At 34.9% G+C, this 26,544-nt stretch carries 21 protein-coding genes; 6 read left to right on the top strand and 15 right to left on the bottom strand.

Translation table 11 applies throughout. The features are described from left to right. Positions 1 to 44 precede the first annotated feature (44 nt). A complete protein-coding gene (locus ACKPCA_RS03155) occupies positions 45 to 779 on the top strand; it encodes a hypothetical protein (RefSeq protein WP_321281340.1) in 735 nt (244 codons plus the stop codon). Positions 780 to 911: 132 nt separating this feature from the next. Here ACKPCA_RS03155 and ACKPCA_RS03150 read toward each other — a convergent pair whose 3' ends face one another. Continuing rightward, positions 912 to 3,926 carry a TolB family protein gene (locus ACKPCA_RS03150; RefSeq protein ID WP_321281339.1) on the bottom strand — a complete coding sequence of 1,005 codons (3,015 nt, stop codon included), beginning with the start codon at positions 3,924 to 3,926 and terminating at the stop codon, positions 912 to 914. 184 nt (positions 3,927 to 4,110) lie between these two features. On the opposite strand from ACKPCA_RS03150, the gene map reads away from it, so the two are divergent. From map to ACKPCA_RS03135, 3 genes are all read left to right on the top strand, one after another. Next, the gene (gene map, locus ACKPCA_RS03145; RefSeq protein WP_321281338.1) at positions 4,111 to 4,890 is read left to right on the top strand and encodes a type I methionyl aminopeptidase; all 780 of its coding nucleotides are present in this window, start codon (positions 4,111 to 4,113) and stop codon (positions 4,888 to 4,890) included. Positions 4,891 to 5,010: 120 nt separating this feature from the next. Next, on the top strand, positions 5,011 to 5,706 hold the full coding sequence (ispD, locus tag ACKPCA_RS03140) for a 2-C-methyl-D-erythritol 4-phosphate cytidylyltransferase (protein WP_321281336.1): 696 nt from the start codon (positions 5,011 to 5,013) through the stop codon (positions 5,704 to 5,706). A gap of 226 nt (positions 5,707 to 5,932) precedes the next feature. After that, positions 5,933 to 6,730, top strand: coding sequence for a glycosyltransferase family 2 protein (locus tag ACKPCA_RS03135; RefSeq protein WP_321281334.1), 798 nt, complete (start codon positions 5,933 to 5,935; stop codon positions 6,728 to 6,730). Positions 6,731 to 6,783: 53 nt separating this feature from the next. On the opposite strand, the gene ACKPCA_RS03130 is transcribed toward ACKPCA_RS03135, so the two are convergent. The 7 genes from ACKPCA_RS03130 to ACKPCA_RS03100 form a co-directional block, all read right to left on the bottom strand. Continuing rightward, positions 6,784 to 7,743 carry a glycosyltransferase gene (locus ACKPCA_RS03130; protein ID WP_321281333.1) on the bottom strand — a complete coding sequence of 320 codons (960 nt, stop codon included), beginning with the start codon at positions 7,741 to 7,743 and terminating at the stop codon, positions 6,784 to 6,786. Positions 7,744 to 7,859: 116 nt separating this feature from the next. Beyond that, a complete protein-coding gene (locus ACKPCA_RS03125) occupies positions 7,860 to 9,254 on the bottom strand; it encodes a capsule assembly Wzi family protein (protein WP_321281332.1) in 1,395 nt (464 codons plus the stop codon). A 76-nt stretch (positions 9,255 to 9,330) separates the two neighbouring features. Then, positions 9,331 to 10,080, bottom strand: a complete 750-nt coding sequence (locus ACKPCA_RS03120; RefSeq protein WP_321281331.1) for a hypothetical protein — start codon at positions 10,078 to 10,080, stop codon at positions 9,331 to 9,333. Further along, a complete protein-coding gene (locus ACKPCA_RS03115) occupies positions 10,064 to 10,609 on the bottom strand; it encodes an NUDIX hydrolase (protein ID WP_321281330.1) in 546 nt (181 codons plus the stop codon). Before ACKPCA_RS03115 ends, ACKPCA_RS03120 begins: the two co-directional genes overlap by 17 nt. 471 nt (positions 10,610 to 11,080) lie before the next feature. Beyond that, the gene (gene ggt / locus ACKPCA_RS03110) at positions 11,081 to 12,784 is read right to left on the bottom strand and encodes a gamma-glutamyltransferase (RefSeq protein ID WP_321281329.1); all 1,704 of its coding nucleotides are present in this window, start codon (positions 12,782 to 12,784) and stop codon (positions 11,081 to 11,083) included. Positions 12,785 to 12,898: 114 nt separating this feature from the next. Next, the gene (locus ACKPCA_RS03105) at positions 12,899 to 16,078 is read right to left on the bottom strand and encodes a TonB-dependent receptor (protein WP_321281328.1); all 3,180 of its coding nucleotides are present in this window, start codon (positions 16,076 to 16,078) and stop codon (positions 12,899 to 12,901) included. Positions 16,079 to 16,376: 298 nt separating this feature from the next. After that, entirely contained in the window at positions 16,377 to 17,405 is a 1,029-nt protein-coding gene (locus tag ACKPCA_RS03100) for a carbohydrate-binding family 9-like protein (protein ID WP_321281327.1), read from the bottom strand. Between the two features lie 173 nt (positions 17,406 to 17,578). On the opposite strand from ACKPCA_RS03100, the gene ACKPCA_RS03095 reads away from it, so the two are divergent. Together ACKPCA_RS03095 and ACKPCA_RS03090 are read left to right on the top strand one after the other, a co-directional pair. Further along, positions 17,579 to 18,097 (top strand): nitroreductase family protein, encoded by a 519-nt coding sequence (locus tag ACKPCA_RS03095; RefSeq protein WP_054719229.1) that lies wholly within the window; start codon positions 17,579 to 17,581, stop codon positions 18,095 to 18,097. Positions 18,098 to 18,388: 291 nt separating this feature from the next. Continuing rightward, positions 18,389 to 20,029, top strand: a complete 1,641-nt coding sequence (locus ACKPCA_RS03090) for an ATP-binding protein (protein WP_321281326.1) — start codon at positions 18,389 to 18,391, stop codon at positions 20,027 to 20,029. A 6-nt stretch (positions 20,030 to 20,035) separates the two neighbouring features. Here the strand turns inward: ACKPCA_RS03090 and hisIE are convergent, their stop codons facing one another. From hisIE to hisD, 7 genes are all read right to left on the bottom strand, one after another. Continuing rightward, entirely contained in the window at positions 20,036 to 20,656 is a 621-nt protein-coding gene (gene hisIE, locus ACKPCA_RS03085; RefSeq protein WP_321281325.1) for a bifunctional phosphoribosyl-AMP cyclohydrolase/phosphoribosyl-ATP diphosphatase HisIE, read from the bottom strand. 176 nt (positions 20,657 to 20,832) lie between these two features. Then, a complete protein-coding gene (hisF, locus tag ACKPCA_RS03080; protein WP_321281324.1) occupies positions 20,833 to 21,588 on the bottom strand; it encodes an imidazole glycerol phosphate synthase subunit HisF in 756 nt (251 codons plus the stop codon). A 3-nt stretch (positions 21,589 to 21,591) separates the two neighbouring features. Further along, positions 21,592 to 22,323 carry a 1-(5-phosphoribosyl)-5-[(5-phosphoribosylamino)methylideneamino]imidazole-4-carboxamide isomerase gene (hisA, locus tag ACKPCA_RS03075; RefSeq protein ID WP_321281323.1) on the bottom strand — a complete coding sequence of 244 codons (732 nt, stop codon included), beginning with the start codon at positions 22,321 to 22,323 and terminating at the stop codon, positions 21,592 to 21,594. Positions 22,324 to 22,442: 119 nt separating this feature from the next. Then, positions 22,443 to 23,033 carry an imidazole glycerol phosphate synthase subunit HisH gene (gene hisH / locus ACKPCA_RS03070; RefSeq protein ID WP_321281322.1) on the bottom strand — a complete coding sequence of 197 codons (591 nt, stop codon included), beginning with the start codon at positions 23,031 to 23,033 and terminating at the stop codon, positions 22,443 to 22,445. 3 nt (positions 23,034 to 23,036) lie between these two features. Continuing rightward, positions 23,037 to 24,182, bottom strand: coding sequence for a bifunctional histidinol-phosphatase/imidazoleglycerol-phosphate dehydratase HisB (gene hisB / locus ACKPCA_RS03065; protein WP_321281321.1), 1,146 nt, complete (start codon positions 24,180 to 24,182; stop codon positions 23,037 to 23,039). Positions 24,183 to 24,185: 3 nt separating this feature from the next. Further along, a complete protein-coding gene (hisC, locus tag ACKPCA_RS03060) occupies positions 24,186 to 25,238 on the bottom strand; it encodes a histidinol-phosphate transaminase (RefSeq protein WP_321281320.1) in 1,053 nt (350 codons plus the stop codon). Then, positions 25,235 to 26,533 carry a histidinol dehydrogenase gene (gene hisD, locus ACKPCA_RS03055; RefSeq protein WP_321281319.1) on the bottom strand — a complete coding sequence of 433 codons (1,299 nt, stop codon included), beginning with the start codon at positions 26,531 to 26,533 and terminating at the stop codon, positions 25,235 to 25,237. The genes hisC and hisD overlap by 4 nt, the downstream gene beginning before the upstream one ends. Positions 26,534 to 26,544 lie beyond the last annotated feature (11 nt).

Below are 26,544 nucleotides of genomic sequence, written 5' to 3'. Positions count from 1 at the left end.
TAATCATCGGGACCATCTGACCTTAACAAGAAAATTATAAACTGATGAATAAAATAATCCTTGGCATTCTTTTGGGAACTATACTTAGTTCTTGCTCCTATAAGAGTATTTACTCACTAAAAGAATTTCATGTAAATCCATTACAGTCAGAATATCATTCAGGATACTCAGAATGCACGACTGACAAATACAAAATTCAGTTGAAGTATATTAACAGAAATGAAGACAAAATTGACTTTGAGGCAAGAATTACCAACACCTCCAAGGATACCATTTTTATTGATCCTAGCTTGTTTCACTATAAGGGATATCGAAAAACTGAGATTAGTTTGTACAACCACATTCAAACCTATTCTTGTATTAACTCTGATAGTTTATTACAAAGAGCATTGGTAGTGAAACAAGAGTTAAGCCATGCCAAAAATCCATACGCTCCCGAAAACTACAAAACAAAAACAATTGTATCCGAAGCTTTGGTTACTGGTGCAATTTATACCCTTTGGGGAGTAAAGGATGATGAAGATAACTACGAATCTCGTGAAGAAAAGGAGGCAAATTGGGAAAAAGAACTTATCCAAGCATTAAAACGCTGCGATGATACCATTGACTACCTTCAAAACCAAGCCATTTTAAATACAAGCTTGGCACCAAACGAAATGGTAACAGGCAAATTGCGTTTCACCCTGATATTAAAAGCAAAACGGGTGAAGTTTCATTTTCCTGTACCTGGATATCAAACCTCATCCTTAATTTTCGATCAACAAGCATTTTACCAATAGAGCCTTCAATTTCATTCGCTTTTTAGCTCATTACTTATAAGTTCATCCTACAGGAACATATAGATTATATCGCATTAAAAAAAGCCACAAACTCTTTTCGAGTTTGTGGCTTTTCTATGATTGGATGTAAGTTTAATAGGCTGCCAAATTGAAAGAAATCAGGAAATCGGCAAACATGCTATTGGTTTGATTTTCGTAACCCAATCGAACTCCCAAGTCAAGGGGAGCCGAAAATCTTAATACATGCAAATCAGTTCTTAGTTCAATGCCACCTGAGAAATAGTCATTCTTAAATGGGAAAATTTCTCCTTCTTCATTTTCCAGGTATCTTTTCTCATATCCATAATCTGCAAAGGCATTCATTTTAATTCGCTTAAAATAGGCCAATGGACCCAGATTCCAGTCCGGATAAAAAAGAGGCATTGCATAATCTGCTCCAACACTTGCAATGTGTTTTCCATATAAATCAATCATCCCTCTTGGGCTCTTTACCATATTCGAAAATCGAGAATGATTTAACGATCGGTATTGATACCCACCATACAACTTGATTCCATGATGTTTTACAATTCCAGGGAAATACAAATGTCCCTCGGCAGACCAGGTATTGCCAAGATCACGATCGCCCCAAGGTGAATGTCGGTAGTTCACCTCCAATATCTGAGCCCATTGGTATTGTACATCTCTTGGTGCAGTTTTGGCAATATTGTAGGCAAACAATTGGTATTCCATAATTTCCTGTGTGAAGGATTCATCGCCAAAATTGTACTCACCTATACCAAGTGTATTATTTTGAGTTGTTGCCAACGCCTGAGTATTTAAATCGCCGAATTTTACAATACTATATGTCAATTTCGGAATCAGTTTCCTAATATATTGTCCCGATGATAAATTAAATGGCAAACTAATGCTGTTTTCCCACTCCCACTGTTTCCACTCGGTATTCACCAGTAAAGTATCCATCTGCTCAGGCTGCAGGCGTTGTGCCACAGTAGCATAAGTAGCATTCCTATCTCCTACGGTGAATTTAGAATCTAATATTGGAAACCATCCCCTGTAAGAAAGGTTGGCATAAAACTGACCATTATCAAAGCCTTCCTCCTTTTTGTAACCTACTGTAGTAAGCAAAGTACTCAACTTGTTTTGGCTGGCAACAGAAATTCCCACATCTGCTTTGCCTTCAATGCCATCAACAAATATTGGAGCCCAGGAATGGAAATTGAATAAATTAGCACATTTCGAGTAATTCTTTACTTCGAATCGGTCGAGACTTGTGGTATCAGCATTTAACTTTTCTCCCAATTGATTGGATAGCTGTTCAGCCAATGGATATTGATAAAAATCACCCTTCCACTCCTTCCAACTTTCTTTATCGACAGCTGTTTTTGCAAGAAGATAGCCATCTGAAGTATAATCAGAATAGTACAGATTCCTATTGGAATCAACATATGCATCTCTGGCTCCAAATCGCGAAGAAGTTACATGGTAAACTTTTTTGGTATTTAAATCAAGAGCAAAAATATTATCGATGCCAGTAAATGAAGCATTAAAATACAGGTAATCACCGTAAGGAACCGGACGCGACATGTCGGCATACCCAGAACTCAAAAGTTCTTCTCTTTTTTCAGATTTCAAGTTCAATTTTACAATCTGCTTCCCTTTATCATTCAAAACAATCAGAACAACATTCCCATCATCGATAAAGTGAGGTGTTTGAAAATACTCATTCTTATCTGCAGCAATTCTTTGTTTGATTAGGCCTGTTTCATGATCAATAATCACAAGGCTATTATCACCCTTCTGATCTGACGAAACGGCAACAATTTTACTTGCATCCATATTAAATGATGGAGCAAACAATGACTTCTTGAAACGATGCGTCTTCTTCTCTTTTGATTTGATATTGTAAATCACCAAAATACTTTTGTCTGCATGTTCCCAACGAATGTTCTGTTTCGATTCTGTCCACACCAGGTACTCATTTCTATAATCATAGTCGATATCTGACAAAAACCCTGGCACCAAAACTTTAGCAGATTTTCCGTTGGCATCCATCCTCTCAAAACACAGAGCATCCGATAAACCGTTTTTTAAATAGATCAAATCACCTTGTTCGGTTACATGAGGAATTATTTTGCTGGTAAAGTATTTTTCTCTTTCGCTCACCAACTGAAAAGCAGATTTATCCGTTTCAGTATCTTGTTTCTTCCACTCCCAAAGCAACTCCTGCATGGTATCGAAATACAACAATAACTTCCCATCAGAATACGTTTTTGCTCCCTGAACCTGATCCCAATCTACATCTTCTGCTTTTCCAAACTTCTTTTGCAGTTCAAGTTTAGTTTGCTTCCTCTTGGCAAATAGGCTTTTCTTTATACCATTCGAGAAGCTAACTACTCCTAATGGGTGTCGAGCTACATTTGTTAAAGTATTATCCCAAATTCTATCTCCATAATTGGCTCTTGCCTTACCCACTAAATAATATCCCAATTTGTATCTGTCGGTCACATAATCATTATACGAACCATTAACCGCTTTATCGTAAGAAAACTCACCTTTTTCAAGCAATTGAGCTCTTAATTCCTGCTCAAACTTTGGCGATCTCCCTCTTCCAGACTCGCTCATGCTGGTCTCCAAACAAACCGCATCACCTTCCATAAACCATGGTGGCAAATACAAGCCCACCACAACTGCAGTAGCTTGTTGCCCGAATACATAATTTAATACTCTTGTAAATCCTTGCTCTATTTTATCCATTTGAACTACATGTCGAAACTCATGCGTTGCCAAATGATCCAGCCAGATTTGCGCATCATTATTCTGAGCCGAAGTGGTATAAAGCTCCATTCGTTTAGGAGCCCAGGCCACTAATCCATTTGAATTAGCCGAATGTGTATGCAATACCACAGAAAATTTCTTAGGCACTCGATTTAAACTCTTCCCTCCTTTGTGTAATAAATCCTCAAACAAAGCTGCCACATATCTGGCCTTATCTTCTGATTCCTGTGGAAAAATAATTTGAAATTCCTTCGTATTAATCTGTTTCCATTTGATGGAGGCAGGATCTTGTCCCGTATTAAAATACTGCGCGAATCCCGATACAAATACCAAAACCAAGCACACTAAAAGCACAAACTTTCTAATCATAAATTGTCTTTTAATTTTGAAAGCCTTAAAATACCAAACTAATTCACTGTAAACAAAATTAATTTAAAGGTGTTTTGTGAATATTAAATGATATCTCATTTTCAATTTGCAAAAGTCGATTTCAATGCAGACCTTTGCCTCCTTAATTATGGATTGAAAAACAGTATCTGAATAGATCGAAATTATGGGTAAAATTATAATTAAAACACCGGAGCAAATTGAAGGAATTAGAAAAAGTTCTCAATTGGCCGGCAATACATTAAAATATATTAGCAATTACGTTGAAGAAGGTGTATCAACACACTATCTCGATAAATTAATTGAAGAGTACATCCGCGACAACGGAGCAATTCCAGCTCCTTTAAACTATCATGGTTTTCCAAAATCATGTTGTATCTCACTTAATGATGTAATCTGTCACGGTATTCCTGATGAAAAAACCATTTTAAAGCCAGGAGATATTCTTAACGTTGATGTTACAACCATTCTTGATGGCTATTATGGTGATACCAGTACAATGTTTACCATTGGTGATATTACCGACCAGGCTGCAAGATTAGTTGAAGATACTGAACATGCTTTATACCTGGGTATTGAACAAGTAAGACCTGGTAATTATTTTGGTAATATCGGTTTTATGATTGGACGTTTTGCTCAATCAAAAAAATACAGTGTTGTGTATGAGTTCTGTGGACATGGAATTGGATTAGAATTTCATGAAGATCCTCAAGTAGAACACATTGCTCCAAAAAACTCTGGCCCAAAAATGAAAGAAGGAATGGTTTTCACCATTGAACCTATGATCAATTTGGGTAAGGCAAGAGCTGTTGTTGATGAAAATGATGGATGGACTGCAAGAACGATAGACAAAAAATTATCTGCTCAATTTGAACATACCATCTTGGTTACAAAAGATGGGTACGAGATTTTAACCGATGTAGGTGATTACGAAATCTTCAGATAAGAAGTCTCCCACACCAATTGAAATATAAGCCGTCTTAAATAAAATTTGGGACGGTTATTTTTTTTCACTTTCCCAATGAAAGAATTTGTATTAATTTAGCTCATCACTAAACTTTAAACTATGAAGAACGTTGCAGTTCTATTGGCTGGCGGAAGCGGTAAAAGAATGGGAACTTCACTCCCTAAACAATTTTTAAAAATTGCCGATAAACCAATTATTCAACACTCAATTGAGGCGTTTGAAAATCATCCCAACATCGATGAAATTTGCATTATTATTAATGCCGATTATCACAAAGAGATCAACGATTTGGTTACAAATAAGAACTACAATAAAGTAAGATATGTATTAAGTGGAGGCAAAGAAAGAAGCGATTCAAGCCTTGCAGCAATTAAAGCTTATGAACGTGAGCAAAATGTATATCTGATTTTTCATGATGCTGTTCGTCCTTTCGTTTCTGCGCGTATCATTAGCGATGTAATTAATGCATTGAAAGATGGAAAATCAGTAGCCGTTGCAATTCCAACTACCGACACCATTTTCTGCTTGAATCAGGATGAAACCATTGCATCTGTTCCCAATCGCAACTTACTAAGAAGAGCTCAAACCCCCCAGGCATTCTCATACAAAACCATTAAAAAAGCCTATGATATTGCAATGAGCGATTCAAATTTTGTGGCAACTGATGATTGTGGTGTTGTTCTAAAATATCTTCCAAATGAAGCCATCCACATTGTTGACGGTGATGAATCCAATATCAAAATCACCTTTGAGCAAGATTTACTGCAGGGAGCACAAATTGCAGATAAAAAATAGTTTTAAATTGTGAAGCTGTTTATTCTGTAAATCACAAAAGTTGATTTTTACTAAAATAATGTACCTTTACGGCTATTAATCATTAAGCAAATATTAGAGCTTCGCTATCAAGTAACTATAGAAATATCTGGAATTTTTCCTCATTGCACTTGTTATTTTTAGGGCTACAATTTGTTTGAGTATTAATTAAAGCAGAAAATAAAATATAAATTGAATAGATATTAGCATGAAGGATACAAAAATCGCTCTTCTTATCACTACTTACAATAGTCCCAAATTTTTAGATTTGGTTTTCAGAAGTATATTAAAACAAACTGTAAACCCTTATGAGATTGTTATTGGTGATGATGGATCGAAAGAAGATACAAAGAAATTAATTGATTCATACCGAGATCAATTCCCATTCGAAATCAAACATGTTTGGCAAGAGGATGATGGTTTCCAGAGATGTAGAATCTTAAACAAGGCAATTGCACAGGTAAGTGCTGATTACATCATTCAACTTGATGGAGATGTTATGCTTCATCCACGTTTCATCGAAGATCATTTAACAGTTATTAAACCTAAGCAATTGGTTTGTGGAAATCGTTGTTTCGTTCTAAAATCCAAAACAGAAAAGTTGGTAAATGATCCATCTAACATTAGTTTAAATTTACTAAACGTTAAAAAAAGAAAAAGATTCTTCAGAATTCCATTCTTATCGAGCCTATTTAAAAATAAAAGAAACAACACATCCAGAAAAGGCAATGTAGGTTGTCACATGGCTTACTGGAAAGAAGACATGGTTAACATTAATGGCTATAATGAAGATTTTGTTGGTTGGGGATACGAAGATATTGAGATGGTTGAGCGATTAATGAATTCTGGGGTAAAAAAAACAACCCTGCTAATGATGGCTTTACAGTACCACCTATGGCACCCAAAAAGCTCTAGAGCAAGCTCAGATAAAAATAAAAAAATGTACTTTGATTGCAGAGAGAAAAAACTATCCTACTGCGAAAAAGGTATCAAACAATACTTATAAAAAAAAGGCTTGATTGTAAATTACAATCAAGCCTTTTTTCTAATTCGGATATTTTAATCCACTAATGGATAGTGCCTAATTTCCACATCCATTTGATGAACTGGTTCAATTGAATTCAATTTATTTCCATTCAATACCTTTTCATACAATTTTAGATAGTCATCACACATTTTGGTAGCAGAGAAATTATCACAAACATATTCGTGACAAAATTTTCTATTGTAATCTCCGTAATTTCTTGCTGCTTCAATTAACTCCGAATAAGAATTTGAAGTAACACCAACTTCAGGAATAATTAACTCTGGTAAAGACCCGTAAGTACTACCAAAAACGGGAGCTCCAAAGTATAAACTTTCTACAATAGCCAATCCATATGGTTCATGCCAAATAACCGGGAACAATAAGGCTTTAGATTGATTAATGACATAACTCTTCTCTAAACCTCCCAGAAATCCCTTGTATTTTACAGTTCTTGAAAAAGGCAAGCCTCTACCTCCAACTACAGCAAGCTTTTCATTCAAAGCTTTTGCCATTTTAATACATCCTTTTAAGTTCTTTTTACTTCTATTTGCCTTACCTAAAAAGAGCATATGTTCTCTTTTCAAATTCCAATCAACAGGACCATATTCATTAAAATCCAAACCATTGTATACAAAGGTCGAACTACCATGACGCTCCGCATGATTCTTTGAAATAAATACCGTATTGATATCGTATTTTTCACTTGGCTTACTATTACCATGTAGAGTTACCATATATGGAATTGTAATCTCTTCATGAATAGGAAAATGAAAATGTACCAAATCTGTTCCTTCCGGAATTTGGTCATTTAGAGACTTTTTAGGATTATAGAAATACATTTTTGCGAAATCACATGTAGATCCTTCGGCAGCCATAAAGCTCACTTCATGCCCCTTTTTTATTAACTCTTCTCCTAACCACCAAATAATTCTTTCAATACCACCATAATGCTTTGCTGGTATAACTAAATCTGTAACGAGTAATATATTCATGTTATAATATTTTTCACTTTATAATTATATAACCTTTATGGTATAGAATTTTATTTAGAATGCTCAAAATTATACTTTTCAAACTAAGTTTCAAGCCTCAGGAATTTTTCTTTTTGCTATGGCTTGTTATATAATATTCCTGATTTAGACAATCGAATGAAAAAACCAAGGTTATCCTTAAGCAATTTACCTTTATCCATAGCACAAGCTACATCAATTTTAAATGGAAGTTTTTTAGCTGGAATCGTAAGTTCTACAAGACCTGAAAATTGATTCAAACTATTTTCGTAAGGAACTGCATATGTTCCATAGTTTTTGCTAAAGGTTAAATATGTTTTGTATGGTATGCTTCCTAAATATCCCTTTACACCTAAATGAACTGCCTTAAACCTATTATTTGCAATAATTGTATGTCCATTGCTTTCCCCGGTAATAAAAAGTGGAGAACCAATAACTCTACCATAATGAGTCCATCCTGATTTATACTCACTATGATTAAAGTAATTATCTCTCCCTCCATAAGCAATACCGTCAATTAAACCAAATTTATCTCCCGACTGATCTGTGGTGTGATAAAATTCAATTATTGCCGACCGAATGAATGAATTCTCATTTGCTTTTTTAGTATAATACAAACCATAAAGAGCATCTGGAAAACTCCTAAACTTCCGTCCTCCTCCATCTTCAAAAACCGATTGATAATAAGCATTTAGACTAAATTTTTCTTCAGTATAATATAAATCGAAACGCCAGCTTCCTATATGGTCACCCAAACGGTATTCATCATTTATAAAAGCTCCATCATCATCACCACTACCAGTAAATATTTTGAAATATTTATCAAGACCTCCTGAAATCTTTCCAGATTCAGGATGAGTACCTGACCACAACGCATAATGCTCCATTCCAGCGCTAGCACTTAATTTTGAGTCTTTGAAAAATTTCACATAAAAATTCTTGTGATGTATTCTGGCATTGTCTGTGTACCTATTATCTGTAGTTAATCCATCCGACAACAAACCTTTAAAAGATAAAATCCCTTTCAAAAATGGAACATCTGTCCAATTTGGAATACTAAACTCATATCTAGGATACGATCTGGCATTATTTGAGTATAACAAATTTCCATTTGTAGAAGATATCCCATTGTAGATAACATCATCACTTTTCTGTCCTAATGAAAAATTGAAAATTTTCCATCGTAAACCAACAAACAACTCATCCAATAATAAATCTGATTGATGACCAGTATATCCAAGCCCACTGGCTTTCCACATAAAATCTATTTTATCTTTCTGATTATCATTAAAATTCATCCCTAAAGTAAAATCGGTCATTACATAATTCTCAGAAGGAACCACCCCTCTTTTATTCGAAACCAACCAAAATGGCAGATCTCCATCTTTTCCAATTGAGGAGGAGATTCCAACATCATATTTTACTTGTTTTTGAGCACTAATTGTTGATGTTACCATTAAAAACAACACAAATAATAATCCTTTAAATTTCATGTAATTTATTTTAAGTCTATTTTTCAAAAAACAATAATTCTCTATTAATAAATAATTAAACAGTAAAAAGAGAATTTTATTTTTTGAATTTTTTCTTGATTGCTAATTTTCGATTAATTTTCTCTTTATGCTCTTTGTCAAATTGAATTAACAATCTCAAGGCTTCCTCTTCATCCTTTTCATTTAAACTGGCATATTCTCTCGCCACCACTTCCAATTCCTCATCATTTGCCCAAATCTGAGCAAAATTCTTAAGACCTTTCAAGTAAGGCATTTTCTCAAAACGCATCCTATTAATATCAACTACACTGAATTGATATTTTTCATTATCCAACCTTTTGATTAAAATATTACCCCTTGAATAATCTAGGTGATGTATACCATTTTTATGAAGTTTATAATAGGTATATTCAGCAAACTGGCGTAAAATATTATCCTTATCCGGAAATTCAAATCCAATTAAATCACGAATGGTAAAATTATAATCATGATGAATACTAACATAGTAACTTCTATTAAACAAGCCCATTTTAAGTGTTTCAACACAAGCTACAGGTTCAGGTGTATCTGCTCCTAAACTTATCATTTTCATTGCATATTCATAGGAATGCTTCGCTTTCGATCCTCGTAACCAAGCATATGCAACTTTATTAATCAAGTGAGGAATTTTAAATGATTTTACATTTAATTTTACACCATCACAATCAAAAACTTTTATTTCATTTCTTCCTTTATAAATTGATTCGCCTGAAGTATCAAACTTCTGTGGCAATTCATTTATAAACGATTTTAGCTTTTTATATTTTGGATTAACTATTACTCTCATCTAATTTTGATTTTATAAATGATTTTACGATTTCTTTTATTGATACCGATCCAATCTCATCCAATGGAATATCTCCAGGTTTATAAAATTCAAACGAGGAAATATCATCTTCGGCTTTAATATTTTTAAAAGATTCTACCTGACAAACAAAAGCTAAATCTGTTGTGAACACCGATAATCCTCCAAACACATATTCATTAGGAAATGACATAAAGTATTTCATCTCTTTAATGTCCAAATTCAACTCTTCTCTAATTTCTCTTTCTATGGCATTTTCAGCTGTTTCCATTACATCTACAAATCCTCCTGGCAAATCTAGCATTCCCAATTGTGGTTCAATTGCCCGACGAGTCAACAATAACTCTCCTTTCTCGTTTACAATTAAAGCAGCCACAGCTGCTGCCGAATTGATATAGAGATGAAATGAACATGTTCCGCACAAAAAGGAATTGTCCTTATGGTAAACAAATTCTCTACCTCCACATTTTGGACAATATCGAATTACTTTTTCTGGAAATGTTGGTGCCATACTCTTACGGTTTACTGTGAATCAAATTTTTAATTCAAAAAATTCTTAATCAACAAAGTTGAATTGAATAAAAATATAATGAAAAGGCAAAACTAACTTATTGTTATCTGAATGCCAATAATTAGCTGTTTAATTTTAGAATATTTCCTTTAAATACTTTAAAGTCATTGGCAAATATTACAAACCCATCTTCCTGATCTTTTATTTGGATTCATCCCAAATTAGCTTTTAAATCGATTGCAGTGCTTTGTTTATTTCAAAAACTTATTACTTTTAGTGCCGAAGCAAATACGATGGGTATGGCCAAGCTCAATATTTTTTATCCTGACTAAAAAAGAGCTTGTATCTTATTCAAATCAAATGGTCGCTAATTTTACTTGAACAAGGTATTCAAGCCGCCCCATTCATTTTGATTCTAACCCAAATACCATATATAAAAAAAGGCATTTCCTATTGAAATGCCTTTTTTATTTAGTAGCCAATAGCTCTACTATCTTTATGCCTCAAAGTATCAGGAGCTCCAACCAATAATCCATCTTCATTTACTGCTATATTAGCCATCATTCCAATTCTGGATTGTTCTTGAATTGTATGTCCCAAATCTTGCAAATTTGTTTTTACGGTTGGCGAAATTGCATCTGTTTCTGCATATACTTTGTCGGGCAACCATTGCGAATGGATTCTTGGAGCGTTTACACAATTCTGAGGATTCATTTTAAATTCAACAGCATTGATGATATTTTGAAACACTGAAGTAATAATAGTTGAACCTCCCGGCGATCCAGTTACCATAAACAGCTTCCCATTTTTCTCAACAATAGTTGGAGTCATACTACTAAGCATTCTCTTTTCAGGTTCAATTGCATTGGCTTTTCCACCTACCAAACCAAACTGATTTGGCACTCCTGGCTTAATGCTAAAATCATCCATTTCATTATTTAAAAAGAAACCACCTCCTTCAACAATCACTTTACTTCCATAGTTCCCATTTAATGTTGTAGTTACCGAAACTGCATTTCCCCACTTATCTACAACAGAGAAGTGAGTTGTTTCAAAACTCTCTATTACTTCTACATTACCTGCTTTTATTTCTTGTGAATTCGACTTATTATCCATACTAATATTAGAAAAGCGATTAACCAAATACTCTTCGCTTAATAACTTATTCACAGGAACAGAACAGTAATCAGGATCTCCTAACCAAGTGGCTCTATCCGCATATACCCTTCTTTCCAGTTCAACCATTAAATGGATATGTTCAAATGATCCGAATTGATATTGTCCCAAATTAAACTCTTCGGCTCCTTTTAAAAGTTGCATTAAGGCAATTCCTCCACTTGATGGTGGCGGCATGGAAATAAGCTTGCAATCGCGATATTTTCCAATCAGAGCCGGACGCCAAACAGCCTTGTATTCTAACAAATCTTCTTTTGAAATTAATCCTTTTCCCCTTTGCATTTCGGAAATGATAAGTTCAGCCGTTTCTCCTTCATAAAACCCTTTCCTCCCCTGTTCCTTAATCCGAATCAAGACATTTTCCAATTCAGGATTCTTAATTACCTCTCCTTTTTTAAAATCTGTTTTTCTCAGGTAGCAACAATTGATTTTACCAGAATTCACCTTATTAATTCTCTCGCGATATGCATTTAACTTATCAGCTTCCAATGCTGTAAGTATCACTCCATTTTTTGCTAAGTCAATTGCTGGTTGCACCAATTTTTCCCAACTCAGTCTTCCATATTTTTCATGAAGCTTAACCATTCCATCAACGCTACCAGGAACTCCAACAGCCAAATGTCCTATCTCACTTAATCCTTCAATAACATTCCCATTTGCATCAAGATACATTTTCTCCGAAGCAGCTTTAGGTGCTTTTTCTCTAAAATCAAGGCTTTCCGATTCTCCTTTAGCTGTTCTAATCACTGCAAAGCCTCCACCAGCAATGTTACCTGCTCTTGGGTACACAACGGCTAATGCAAATTGCACAGCAACCGCAGCATCAAAGGCATTACCCCCTTGTTTTAATATATTATTCCCCACATCGGATGCCAGGTAGTGTGCTGTTACAACCACACCATTCTTAAATACATTATCCGACTTTAATTTATTATTTTGATTACATGCTAATAGTAGCAATAGCAGAACAACAATTGATAGGACTCTGTTTAGTTTCATAGCTTTAGTTTCATAGCTTTAGTTTCAGTAATGCATAAAGATAAAAATTATAAATTTATGTATACAAAAAAAGCGGTTACAATTGCAACCGCTTTACTTTTTTAAATCCAATATTTAGTTAAAAATATATCGTAATCCAATTTGTAATTGCCATTTTGAATTCACTGAAACATCATCAGTATATGATTCTTTTAGTTTAGGATCAAAATGCATCCAAGGAGTTCCATTATTATCTACTCCATTTACCGTAATTGGTCTTGTTGTTGTTGCAAATTGTCGAACACCCCAATTTGAGCTGATCATATTTCCAAGATTCAATACATCTATTGAGAATTGAAGCGTATTTTTCTTTCCTCCAACTTTGAAGTTGTAATCCTGCATAAAACGGAAATCGAGCTGACCAAACCAAGGTAACATTGCACCATTACGTTCAGCATATTTGCCTCTACGATCTTCCAAATAATCATCCTGACTGATGAATTTATCAAGAGCAATCCATTGTTGAGCAGCATCGGCAGCCTCAATTCCTACACCATCTTCAACCGTACCAAATCTGATATCTGATGAATTTCTCGGTACATAGATCAAGTCGTTATTACTGATTGCATCACCATTCACATCTCCTGTATATGTGTATGAGTAACGGTTTCCTTTTCCTGCTTCGTAGAACATTGCAAACGAAGAAGCAAATTTACCGTAATTAACCTTGTACATAGCCGAAGCAATTACTCTGTGCTTCAATCCATATCTCGACCACGAATAAGCCGGATGGTTAGGATTACCCACAACAGGGTTTCTTTGGAAAGCATCAGCTGCAATCTCAGCAGGAATCGACGTTAAATCTTTAGCAGTTAAATAGGTATAGGCAATATCTGCAGAAAATCCCCAATCCCATTTTTTAGCTAATTTACCGGTTGCTGTAAACTGATATCCTTTACTTGTATTGTCCATTACAATAGCTCCAGCATCAAGAAATGCTTCTGATCCTGCTGAAGAAGAGTAAATATTAACTTCATTAAATCCAGCAAAACTTTCACGATTATCTCCTGTTCCTGTTAATTGTCCTGTTGGTGGAAGCATATTGTAGTTTCTATGAACAACAGCATTTACATCTTTTGAGTAAATTCCTTCAACAGTTGCCAACCAACCTTTTCCAAATTTCATGTCCATTGCAACATTATTTTTCCAAACTTGCGGAAACTTAAAGTCATCTGCAGTAGCATTTAATTGGAATTCGTAGCCAGCATCAATTCGTGCATTTGAAGATTGATTTCCTAACCATACGAAAGGAATACGACCAGTAAAAATACCTGATCCACCTCTTAACTGCATTGTATTATCTCCTTTTACATCCCAGTTGAAACCAAATCGTGGTGACCACATAATTTTAGAATCAGGCCAGGTTGCAGGATCTAATCTTACACCTTTTCCTCTTTCATCAACCCAACCCGTAAAGTCACGACCACGATCTGTTGCTGCATCTTGTGGAATATCATTATAGTATTTAGGAAAATCAACACGTAAACCTAAAGTTAGCTTCAAATCATCGTTAACCTGGAATTCATCCTGGGCATAGAAAGCTATCTGGGCAACATCAACATCCGACCAAGCAAAAGGGTTCTGATTTGCATCTGTTACATCTTGATTGAAATCGTTGGTAGCATTACCAACAAAGTAAGCAAAATCATCATTTAAGAAATTTTGAACGCTAAAAGCAGTAATCCATGGATAATAGAATAAGTTGAAAGAGTTTTCGAACTTAAATCGTTCATAGTTAAAACCGACTGTGATTGCGTGACGATCAGAGTAGTAAGTTAAGTTATCAGAAATCTGCCACACATCCTGATTCAGACGATTATGAGTAGAGAACATTTCGGAACCAGCCGTTAAAGCTACATTACCGCTTCCATCAAGAATATCGATCACAGGGAATGGATCTGAATGTGGATTACGTCTATCGCGAAATGATGTAAAACCTACCATTAATTTATTTGAAATCTTATTCGAAAACATTGAGTGTAATTCACCTACAACCGAATGAATCTTATTAAAAATTCGATAAGACGAGTTCTCAAATGGCAAACGAAAGCTTGTTGGTCCACGACCACCAACGGCCTCGGGATGAGGAAGAATATCCTTCCAGGCATCTAACATGTTATATCTAAGAACCAAATTGTGCTTTTTAGACAAATTAGCATCCAGTTTTACCAGAAATTTATCGTTTGATGTTTCGTGATTATACCCCTGATACGCACCTGGATCATATCCCCATCGATTAATTAAGTGTTGCTGAACTGCTATTGCATCTGCTTCGGATACACTTGTTGTATTTGAATTACCTGCATTTGAGCCGTTATTTGCAACAAAACCATGAGCCATTTGATCTCTTCTTTCCTGCTCAAAGTTTATGAAGAAGAATAATTTGTTTTTTATTATTGGACCTCCAAGACTAATACCATATTGCTTAGTGCTAAAATCAAGATTTTCCACTTTAAGACCGTTTACCTTATCACCAATCATATTTTCGTTACGGAAATAGTAATAAGTTGATCCTTTAAATTCATTAGTACCTGATTTTGTTACTGCATTTACACCAGCACCAGTAAAACCTCCCTCACGAACATCAAAAGGTGCTAACGACACTTGAATCTGGTCGATCGCATCTAATGATACCGGTTGAGCATCAGCTTGTCCGCCAGGAGTTGCTACATCCAGACCAAATGAATTATTGAAAATTGATCCATCCAATGAGAAGTTGTTGTAAAGATTATTTCGACCACCAAAGCTATTACCATCGGACTCGGGTGTTAATCTGGTCATATCCGACTGACTACGTGAAATGGTTGGCAATGATATAATTCTTTCACGATTCAAGTTGGTTTGAGCACCTGTTCTATCCTGACTAATCACATCGTTCTTGTCATAAATTACTGTAATTTCATCAATCTGAACATTGTCTTCGTGAATAACTAAATTAATTTCTGCAGATTTATTTAACTGTAAATAAATATTTTCTTGCTTTGACTCTTTATAGCCTATAAAAGTAACAGTTACCGTGTATGGACCACCAATTTTCATGTTACGAATGTCAAAGCGACCATCATCTTGTGTGATGGTTCCGTATTGCGTGCCTGTTGGAGTGTGTGTTGCAACGACAGTTGCCGCAAAAATAGGGGAATTTTGAGGATCGACAACTTTACCGCGCATCGATGAAGTTGTTACCCCTTGCGAAAAAGCACTTGGCAGATAAACGACCAAGGCTACAACAAGAAATAAAAATTTTATTTTCTTCATTTGAACAAAGATTAGATTATAATTAGGTAGACTATAAATGTATAAAAAAACAAAAAACAAACCTATAAGTCTTTAAACCATATTTATTAACAACCAACACAATAGACAATCATGTCATCGTTATATTGTTAAATCTAATCTTTTGATTTAAAAAAAAAGAAAAATATCTTTTATTACTGATATTAGTACATTGCTAATCATTAATTTATCTTAAAGAAATATTTTAAAAATACAAACTGTTTAATTTTAGTTCAGAGAAATTAAAAGTAGTTTGTACTGATATTTAATTACTATGCCATTATTCTGACCAAATTTTACTTTCCTGATTTATATACCATGTTTTACCAGAGGCAGCTTGAATTGAAATTAAGAACTGTTTGCTCGTTGTTTCAATTAAAACTCCATAACCAGAAGTGATCTTGTTAAAATATTTGCCATACTTTTTATACATTTTCTTCTCAAGATTGTAAAGTCTGATCAATTCTATTTTGGCTGGATAATCTTCATCTATTCGAGGTGTAAGTTCTTTTCCTCCAACAATTTCATCAGTAAACTCAACATATCCCCATGTTTCTGGCTGATGCATTGCAATTACTCCTTGTGGAGACCAAACCCAGTTATATTCCGGATAAACTTTCCCTGTTTCGGGATTCATTTTCTTTTGGTACTTTCCATTTTTAACCTCAATCTCCCAATTCACTCTGGAGAAATTAACCCTCCACTGCTCTCCCGATTTTGGTTTTCTTCCTTGGTATGCACACTCTCTCAAAACCTTCCAGGGAAAAGCAATTTCTATGGTCCACTTTTTATCTTTATCATCAGGATCATTCAATGTTCCATAGATCTTCACTGCTGATTTTAATCCTTTAATATCCCATGCATTTATAGCAGGTGCACCATCGCGATATGGTTTGGCAAGCATTAAATCCCAAATGGTATTTAATGCATTGATTTCAAACTCGTAATATCTACGATTATCTCCTTGAGGATCAATAAAAACCTCAAAATCATTATCGTAAAAAATTACGGTATCACGCTGTTTTAGATTTGCCCAAATGTGTGGTTCCTTCAATTCTGCAGCTACGTAAAAATAGTTTTCATCCCACAGCATTTTCACTCGAGTTTTGTATTTAGGCTTTGGTTTCTTATCTCCTTCAATATCTACAAACTTATTGGTCCATTTGGCCTTAGCCCACTCTTCATCCGACAACAAACCATCAATAGTAATATCTGCATTAGCCCTATAACACATATAAGATTCTGGATAATCTTGAGCGCTTACACCAAATGCCAACAAGATCAAAAATAACGTGACAAAACTCTTCATAACAATACTTTTTAGCGGATTTTCCCATAAAAGTAATGAATAATTTAGGTAAGGAAGAATTCATATATCCAATAAAATATTGCATGAACAACATATTTATTACATACCTCTATGGCTAAACTGGTTTAGTTTTAATTTCCTATTTTTGAAATTGTATTAAAAGAAAATTTATCATGCTAGATATACTTTACAAACGAAGAAGTGTAAGAAGATTTACTGCCGAAAAAGTAGCAGAAGAAAAACTAGACAGAATCCTACAATCAGGCTTACTGGCTCCATCATCAAAAAGTAAATACCCTTGCGAATTTATTGTGTGCGATCAGCCAGAGCTTAACTTCAAACTATCAGAAAGCAAACCTGGAGGTGCAAGTTTTCTTAAATATGCTCCAATATCAATAGTAATAACAGGAGATGAAGAAAAAAGCGATGTTTGGATTGAAGATACTTCAATTGCAGCTGCCTATATGTTGCTACAAGCCGAGAAAGAAGATTTGGGAGCATGCTGGGTGCAAATAAGAGGTCGTGAGCATAACGAAAATTCTTCGGCCGAAGAATACATTCAAAAACTATTAGGCATTCCTAAAAATCAAAAAGTTCTTGCCATAATTGGTATCGGAAATAAAGATGGAGTCAAAGAAAGTAGAGATGAATCTTTCCTAAAAAAAGAAAAAATACATAGAAATCATTTCTAATATTTTTTTTGATCTGAATGTACAGCTTGTAAAGATTTTAATTTTTGCAAGCTTTTTTATTTTCCTTCTTCAAAAGCAATTTACATTACTAAAAACGAAAACTTTTACTGCCACACAATAAAGTTACCCTCAGAATAGACTAGTATTCATTCTCATTTTCAAAATTATACACACAAAAGCTTTTTAATGTTTTTTTGAGTATTGAAAATCTATTTTCATATAATCATTAAATCTTATGTGTGAATTTTCATTTAAATTAATTATTTTAAGTCTTTAAAATTCTCTTAAAGAATGGGACGTAAAATACACTTCATTTTTCTTCTTCTCTCTCTTCTTGTTATTCTTTCTTGTTCAAGAAAAGAATACGACATCCTTACTTTTAAAGAGAGACAATGGTTAGAAGAACACCCAAGTGTTTCTATTGCCGTATCTTCATCTTTTCCTCCCTTTCAATATACAGATGAAGAAGGTAATTCAACCGGAATATCCATAGACATCCTTTCATTACTGGAAACAAAACTCGATTATACATTTAGAAAAAAAATATATCCTACATGGAAAGAAATACTTCAAGCAGGAATAAAAAAGGAGGTTGATGTTATTTTGGAGATTCAAGAAACTCCCGATAGAAGAAAACATTTCTTTTTTACCGAACCATTCATTTCTATCCCTCATGTCATTTTTATGAGAAATAATGCTCCTGAACATGTAAAAATTGAAGAATTGGAAAATATGGATGTTGGAGTTGTAGACAATTATGCCATACATGAACATTTAAAAGTAATGTATCCGGAAATTAATTTGGTTCCTTACAAAAGCGATTTGGAATGTCTACTTAACTTATCGGCAAAAAAAATAGATGTTGTAGTTACACAACAGGGGTATGGTATTCAAATTATTCACAACCAATTAATACCGAATGTTAAGATTGTTGGTAATGCCAACTACGACAACAAACTGGGCTTTGCCATAAGAAATGATCAACCCATATTGGCTAGAATCATTTCAAAAGGATTGGCAGAAATAAGTCCAAAAGAACAAGACCAAATTTATAACCATTACATTCAAATTAATTCAAAGCCTTTCTGGCAGAATCCTTTTTTTTGGGGAAGTTTAGTAGCCACATTACTCCTATTTGCATTAGGATTACTACTAATGTGGATTTGGAACAAGGCTTTAAGAAAAAATGTTGCAATAAAAACAAGAGAACTTAAAAAAGCAAAAGAAAAAGCTGAGGAAAGCAACACTCTAAAAAGTTCATTTTTAGCTAACATGTCCCACGAAATCAGAACGCCATTAAATGCTATTCAAGGGTTTTCAGAACTTTTAACATCAAAGGATTTAAATCAGGAAAAAACCGATTTATTTGCAAATATTATCAGGTCAAATTGTAATGATTTAACACACTTAATCGACGAGATTTTAGATTTATCCATTATAGAATCAGGACAAATCAAATTAGTCCATAAAGAATTTAATATTATAAGGCTAATTAAAGATATAGTCGAAATTCAAACCCAAAATATTCCCAAAAAGAAGAATCTTAATATTCGATTTCTCAATCAGTTAAATACAGATAATTTTAAAATTACAGCGGATCAATTAAGAGTAAAGCAAATTTTTAATAACTTAATTGAAAATGCAATAAAATTTACTGACAACGGAACCATCAGTGTTTATGCTAGCTACAATAGCGAGAGTGAGTTAATTTTCTGTATAGAAGATACAGGTATAGGAATCGAACCATCATCCCTAAACTATATTTTCGATAGATTCCGAAAAATTGAAATTGACACGACTATATTATATCGAGGCTCAGGTTTAGGCTTAAATATTTGTAAAAAACTATTACAGATTATGGATGGACAAATTTGGGTAAAATCAAAATATGGAGAAGGCTCCTCATTCTATTTCACCCTCCCCATACGTTAGATTTTTTTATTTAGAATGTCTTGTTTCCAATAAGGCAACAACTTGCTCTAAACTATATCCTTTTGCCGTTAACAATACAAGGTAATGAAACATCAAGTCAGCTGCTTCACCCATAAATAAATCTTCATTATCATCCTTGGCTTCAATTACCAACTCAACAGCTTCCTCTCCCACTTTCTGTGCAATTTTGTTAATTCCTTTTTCGAACAAACTTGCAGTGTATGATTTCTCAGATAGATTCTTCTTTCGCTCTGTTATTACTTGCTGCAATTGCAAAAGAAAATCGATAGAACTTGCCACATTAGCTTCTTCCCAACATGTATCAGTTCCTTTGTGACAAACAGGTCCAACAGGATCAACTTTTATTAATAGTGTATCCTTATCGCAATCCAAGCTTAGATCTTTTAGATTTAAGAAATTTCCACTTTCCTCTCCTTTGGTCCACAATCGTTGCTTGCTTCTGCTATAGAAGGTTACTTTCCCAGACTCTATGGTCTTTTCGTATGATTCTTTATTCATGTAACCCAACATCAATACTTTTTGGGTTTTTACATCTTGTATAATGGCAGGAACTAAGCCATCTCCTTTATTAAAATCAATTTGGTTTGTTAGATCTTTAAAATTCATTTTTTATTCTTTTTTTATAATTGTCACCTCTTGTCACACAGTATCATCAAAAACCACCCCTCTGGCTATCGCCATCTCCTCTTAAAATGGGAGAACTCATAAATTAAACATTCATATATTTAATTCTTTGTCTTTCTAATTCAATAAAATAAGTGTGTGAAAAATTTGTAATACAGTTAAATTCTTACTGGGATATTTTTAGTTTTCAGATATTTCTTCAGTTCTGGTATTTCAATTTCTTTGAAATGAAAAACACTTGCTGCCAGGGCTGCATCAGCCTTTCCATCAATAAAAGTATCGGCAAAATGCTCCATATTACCTGCTCCTCCCGAAGCAATTACCGGAATATTTACCATTTCAGAAATCTTAGCTAAGGTTTCATTGGCAAAACCATTTTTAGTACCATCGTGATTCATGGATGTGAAAAGAATTTCACCAGCCCCAAGCTGCTCTGCCTTCACAATCCATTCAAACAGATCGATTCCGGTTGAAAGTCGACCTCCATTCAAGTATACTTCCCAATTGCCATCAACACATTTAGCATCAACAGCTAAAATCACACACTGACTTCCGAATCTTTTTGCCAAATCGGAGATCAATTGCGGATTTCTTACAGCTGCTGAGTTTATGGATACTTTATCTGCGCCAGCATTCAAAAGAACACCTACATCCTCAGGTGTTGATATTCCACCTCCAACGGTAAACGGAATATTCAGTTCTTTGGCCACTTTTTGTACCAATTCAACCAAAGTTTTTCTTTTTTCGTGGGTGGCTGTAATGTCAAGGAATACCAATTCGTCGGCTCCTTGTTCCGCATAGTAAGCAGCCAGCTCAACCGCATCACCGGCATCACGAAGATCAACGAAGTTAACTCCCTTTACCGTTCTACCATCCTTCACATCCAAACATGGTATTATTCTTTTCGATAGCATAACTTACAATATAAATTCGTTAACCAATTCATTCACATCAATTCGCTCTTCGTAAATCGCCTTACCGATGATTACTCCCCAGCACCCAATCTCATTTAGTACTCGAACATCCTCAATATTACTCACACCACCACTGGCAATCAAGTTGAGTTCTGTAAATTCTTTCATGATTCCTTTGTACAAATCTACAGCAGGCCCCTGTAACATACCATCTTTCGAAATATCGGTACATATAATACTCTTTACTCCTTTGGCCTGGTATTTTTCCAAAAACTTGTACAGGTGATAATCCGAATCTTTCTGCCATCCGGAAATTGAAACCATTTCATTTCTAACATCGGCACCAAGAATTATTTTTTCTGCTCCATATTTCTCCAGCCAGCTCTCCATTAATTCCGGATTCGACACTGCTATACTTCCTCCCGTTACCTGATTTGCACCTGATTTAAATGCCAATTCAATATCTTCATTGGATTTTACTCCTCCACCAAAATCTATTTTCAAATTGGTACCTTCTGCTACTCTTTTTAAAACTTCGGCATTACAGATGTGTCCTGATTTTGCGCCTTCCAAATCTACCAGATGTAATCGCGTAATGCCCAATTCTTCAAATTTCTTTGCTATTTCCAAAGGGTCTTCACTGTACACTTTTTCAGTATCATAATCACCTTTTGTAAGACGAACGCATCTCCCTTTTATGGTATCTATTGCTGGTATTATTTTAATTTTTGCCATTGCTCTTTCTTTTGGCCTTAGTTTGATTTAAAATATCCCAGTGTTCTTTCAGTTTTTTTAATGCAAATCTTAAATAAATCTGACCTTTTGTGATGGATATTTTTAATCGAACTAAGATTTTATAAATTGATAAAGTTTTCCAGGATTTTTACACCAACATCACCCGATTTTTCGGGATGAAACTGACATGCATAAAAATTATCTTTTTGCAAGGCTGCACTAAAAGGTACAATGTAATTGCAACTGGCAATTGTTTCCTCTATAACCGGCACATAGTAAGAGTGCACAAAGTAGGTAAAATCACTTGGCTTAATACCATTCAGCAACCCACCTTTTAAATCATCCAGCTGATTCCAGCCCATATGCGGCACTTTTTGCTCATTGGTAAAACGCTTTACGGATACAGGAAAAATGCCTAAAGCCTTGGTGTTCCCTTCCTCAGTAGTTTCACACATTAATTGCATTCCCAAACAAATACCCAATACAGGTTGCTTCAAGTCAGGAATCAAATCAATCAAATCATTTTCTTTTAGAGAGTTCATTGCCCATGAAGCTTCTCCAACTCCAGGGAATATCACTTTATCAGCATTACGAATCACCTCTTTATCCTTAGAAACTATTACAGTAATTCCCAATCGTTCAAAGGCATATTTTACCGACTGAATATTACCTGCATCATAATCTATAATTACAATATTTTGCTTCTTCATCCTTTATAACTTTCCTTTGGTTGATGGTAATTGCAAACAGTTTACATCTCTTCTAATGGCCATACGGATAGCTCGGGCCAAGGCTTTAAAAATGCCTTCTATCTTGTGATGCTCATTTTGTCCCTCTGCCTTAATATTCAAATTACATGCAGCTCCATCGGTAAATGATTTAAAGAAGTGATAGAACATCTCGGTAGGCATACCTCCAATCATTTCGCGTTTGAATTCAGCATCCCAAACCAACCAGTTTCGACCTCCAAAATCCAGGGCAACTTGTGCAAAGCAATCATCCATAGGCAAAGAAAAACCGTAACGATCAAGTCCTAACTTTGATCCCAATGCCTTTTTAAAAGCTTCTCCCAATGCAATAGCGGTATCTTCAATGGTATGGTGCTCGTCAACTTCCAAATCACCTTTTACCTTTACAGATAAATCAATACCTGCATGCTTGGCAATTTGATCCAACATGTGATCGAAGAAGCCTATTCCCGTATCAAACTCTCCCTTTCCTTCTCCATCCAAATCCAATTTGATTTCGATTTGAGTTTCTTTTGTATTGCGAACTATTCTTGCTGTTCTTTCCTCTAATCTTAGATACTCGGATATCTTTAGCCAACTATCCGTTGCAAGAGCAATGCAAGCTTGAAGATCATTTTTAGATTCCTTCAATTCATCATCACCAATATTTCCACTTGATGTGATAAAAATGGCTTTCGATCCCAGATTTTTGGCCAATTCCACATCCGTCCATCTATCACCAATTACATAAGAGTTAGCCAAATCATATTCTTCCGAAAAGTATTTTGTCAGAAGAGCAGTTCCTGGCTTACGGGTAGGTGCATTTTCTTCAGGAAAAGTTCTGTCAATACAGATATCGGTAAATTCAATCCCTTCGTTTGAAAAGGTATTCAACATCTTGTTTTGTGAAGGCCAAAATGTTTCTTCAGGATATGAATCCGTTCCCAAACCATCCTGATTGGTCACCATCACCAACTCATAATCCAGTTGATCAACAATTCTTGATAATCCTCTAAAAACAGCCGGATAAAACTCCAACTTCTCTAAACTATCAACCTGGTAATCTACAGGAGGTTCAAGTATTAAAGTACCATCTCTATCAATAAAAAGAACTTTCTTTTTTGTATTCATAGCTTAAAATTTAGAGTTGTATTCACTTAATGATTCGCACAACAGCTTATTTTCTTCTTGGGTGCCAATGCTTATTCTTACACAATTTTCCAAGCCAACAATCTTTGAACGATCTCTAATAATTATTCCTTTTTCCAACAAGTAATTGTATAATTTTTTAGCATTTTCCACCTTAATCAAAATAAAATTCGCATCTGAAGGGTAAATCTTTTTCACATATAATAAGTCAGATAAAAACTTGCTTAACTGTTCCCTATCTTTTAAAATCTCATTTAACTGATTTAAATACCTCGCCTCATCATCAAGCAATTCCAAAGCTTTTGTTTGAGTTAGGCTATTTACATTGTATGGTGGCTTTATACGATTCAACACTTCTACAATTTCTTCTGATGCAAAACCGATTCCCAATCGAATACCGGCCATACCCCATGCTTTCGACAAAGTTTGAAGAATCACAAGATTTGGATATTCTTCCAACTTATCCAAGACCGATTTTCCTGGAGCAAAATCTATGTAAGCCTCATCTACAACTACAATCCCTGGAAAAGCTTTCAGGAGTTGAATAATCCTAACTTCATCCAACAAATTTGCTGTAGGATTATTCGGAGAACACAAAAACAACATCTTAGAGTTCTCATCGGTAAGCTCCTGTACCAGATCTAAATCTGGTTGAAAATCCTCATTTAATGCAGCCTCTTTAATACCAACTGCATTAACATTGGCTGCAACCTCGTACATTCCGTAAGTTGGCGTGCAAATTACCACATTGTCTTTGTTTGGTTCACAAAACACTCTAAACAATAGATCAATTACTTCATCACTTCCATTCCCAAGAATCATTCTTGTTGGAGGAACTCCCTTTATTTGAGTTAATCTTTTTTTCAATTGATTTTGCAATGGATCAGGATAACGATTGACTCCATTTTCATAAGGATTTTCATTTGCATCGAGAAAAACAGAACCATTGCCCGAAAATTCATCACGAGCTGAAGAGTACGGAACCAATTGTTTCACATTCTGTCGAATCAGATTATCAATTGTAAATGTTGTATTCATCCTTTGGCCTCCTCTCTCAATTTTTGTAAACGCACACTTACTGCATTGCAGTGAGCATCCAACTGTTCAGCTTTTGCCATCACCTCAATTACCGGTCCCAACTCAAGCAAACCTTTTTCGCTTATCTTTTGAAATGAAATACTCTTCATAAAAGATTCAAGACTTACTCCCGAAAAGGATTTAGCAAATCCATTCGTAGGCAATGTGTGATTTGTTCCAGAAGCATAATCGCCAGCACTCTCCGGTGTATAATTTCCTAAAAACACTGACCCTGCATTCAATATTTTATCGACACATTTTCCTTCATTTTCAACGGATAAGATAAGGTGTTCAGGTCCATATTCATTACTTAGTTCCAATGCTTCATCCATAGAAGAAACCAAAATAATTTTAGAATTCTGTAAGGCCTGCTCAGCAATCTCTTTGCGAGAAAGTTTACTCAACTGTCTTTCAACTGCCAATTGAACTTCTTTAACTAACGATTCTTCCCAAGTAACAAAAATCACCTGACTATCGGTTCCGTGTTCCGCCTGCGATAATAGGTCAGAAGCAATAAATTCCGGATTCGCACTTTCATCTGCTAAAACCAATACTTCAGAAGGGCCTGCTGGCATATCAATTGCTACCCCAAGTTTGCTCACCCTCTGTTTTGCTGCAGTTACGAACTGATTTCCTGGTCCAAAAATCTTATAAACATTGGGGATACTTTCTGTTCCAAATGCCATCGCCCCTACTGCCTGTATTCCACCTACGCAAAACACTTTATCTATCCCCACCAATTTACTGGCATAAAGAATCGCTGGATCAATCTTACCATCCTTACCTGGTGGTGTACACAAAACAATCTCTTTACAGCCTGCCAGCTTTGCAGGAATTCCCAACATTAAGACAGTTGAAAACAATGGAGCACTTCCCCCAGGAATATACAATCCAACACGTTCTATCGGAGTAGCCTTTCTCCAACACGCAACACCTTTTGTAGTTTCAATAATTTTAGTTTTTTGAAATTGTGCAGCATGAAATTTTTTAATGTTATTGGCAGCAACCAATAAAGCATCTTTTAATTCCGTACTTAGTAGTTCCTCGGCTTTATCAATTCCCTCCTGAGGAACTTCAAGCTTATCAATTTTAATATTATCAAACTGCCAAGTATATTTTTTCAGAGCCTCATCTCCACCAGTTTTTATCTCATTAAAAATTTGGTTTACCACATTCTCCAAATCATCATTATCAATCAAAGGACGTGACAAAATCGCCTTCCAGTCTTTCTTATCGGGGTATTTTATTACTTGCATGATTAAATATT

Origin of the sequence: Marinifilum fragile (assembly GCF_963677365.1) — a bacterium.
Lineage (GTDB): Bacteria > Bacteroidota > Bacteroidia > Bacteroidales > Marinifilaceae > Marinifilum > Marinifilum fragile.
Note: the sequence above shows the minus strand (reverse complement) of the source record. Positions and strands in the feature narration are given on the sequence as shown.

Excerpts from the sequence above, each read along its gene's own strand:
- hisH (WP_321281322.1), bottom strand. The coding sequence starts at position 23,033 with ATGAAGAAGCAAAATATTGTAATTATAGATTATGATGCAGGTAATATT.
- ACKPCA_RS03150 (WP_321281339.1), bottom strand. The coding sequence starts at position 3,926 with ATGATTAGAAAGTTTGTGCTTTTAGTGTGCTTGGTTTTGGTATTTGTA.
- ACKPCA_RS03095 (WP_054719229.1), top strand. The coding sequence starts at position 17,579 with ATGCTAGATATACTTTACAAACGAAGAAGTGTAAGAAGATTTACTGCC.
- ggt (WP_321281329.1), bottom strand. The coding sequence starts at position 12,784 with ATGAAACTAAACAGAGTCCTATCAATTGTTGTTCTGCTATTGCTACTA.
- ACKPCA_RS03115 (WP_321281330.1), bottom strand. The coding sequence starts at position 10,609 with ATGGCACCAACATTTCCAGAAAAAGTAATTCGATATTGTCCAAAATGT.
- ACKPCA_RS03125 (WP_321281332.1), bottom strand. The coding sequence starts at position 9,254 with ATGAAATTTAAAGGATTATTATTTGTGTTGTTTTTAATGGTAACATCA.
- ACKPCA_RS03090 (WP_321281326.1), top strand. The coding sequence starts at position 18,389 with ATGGGACGTAAAATACACTTCATTTTTCTTCTTCTCTCTCTTCTTGTT.
- hisA (WP_321281323.1), bottom strand. The coding sequence starts at position 22,323 with ATGGCAAAAATTAAAATAATACCAGCAATAGATACCATAAAAGGGAGA.
- map (WP_321281338.1), top strand. The coding sequence starts at position 4,111 with ATGGGTAAAATTATAATTAAAACACCGGAGCAAATTGAAGGAATTAGA.
- ACKPCA_RS03100 (WP_321281327.1), bottom strand. The coding sequence starts at position 17,405 with ATGAAGAGTTTTGTCACGTTATTTTTGATCTTGTTGGCATTTGGTGTA.
- hisC (WP_321281320.1), bottom strand. The coding sequence starts at position 25,238 with ATGAATACAACATTTACAATTGATAATCTGATTCGACAGAATGTGAAA.
- hisIE (WP_321281325.1), bottom strand. The coding sequence starts at position 20,656 with ATGAATTTTAAAGATCTAACAAACCAAATTGATTTTAATAAAGGAGAT.
- ispD (WP_321281336.1), top strand. The coding sequence starts at position 5,011 with ATGAAGAACGTTGCAGTTCTATTGGCTGGCGGAAGCGGTAAAAGAATG.
- hisF (WP_321281324.1), bottom strand. The coding sequence starts at position 21,588 with ATGCTATCGAAAAGAATAATACCATGTTTGGATGTGAAGGATGGTAGA.
- ACKPCA_RS03120 (WP_321281331.1), bottom strand. The coding sequence starts at position 10,080 with ATGAGAGTAATAGTTAATCCAAAATATAAAAAGCTAAAATCGTTTATA.
- hisD (WP_321281319.1), bottom strand. The coding sequence starts at position 26,533 with ATGCAAGTAATAAAATACCCCGATAAGAAAGACTGGAAGGCGATTTTG.
- ACKPCA_RS03155 (WP_321281340.1), top strand. The coding sequence starts at position 45 with ATGAATAAAATAATCCTTGGCATTCTTTTGGGAACTATACTTAGTTCT.
- ACKPCA_RS03130 (WP_321281333.1), bottom strand. The coding sequence starts at position 7,743 with ATGAATATATTACTCGTTACAGATTTAGTTATACCAGCAAAGCATTAT.
- hisB (WP_321281321.1), bottom strand. The coding sequence starts at position 24,182 with ATGAATACAAAAAAGAAAGTTCTTTTTATTGATAGAGATGGTACTTTA.
- ACKPCA_RS03135 (WP_321281334.1), top strand. The coding sequence starts at position 5,933 with ATGAAGGATACAAAAATCGCTCTTCTTATCACTACTTACAATAGTCCC.
- ACKPCA_RS03105 (WP_321281328.1), bottom strand. The coding sequence starts at position 16,078 with ATGAAGAAAATAAAATTTTTATTTCTTGTTGTAGCCTTGGTCGTTTAT.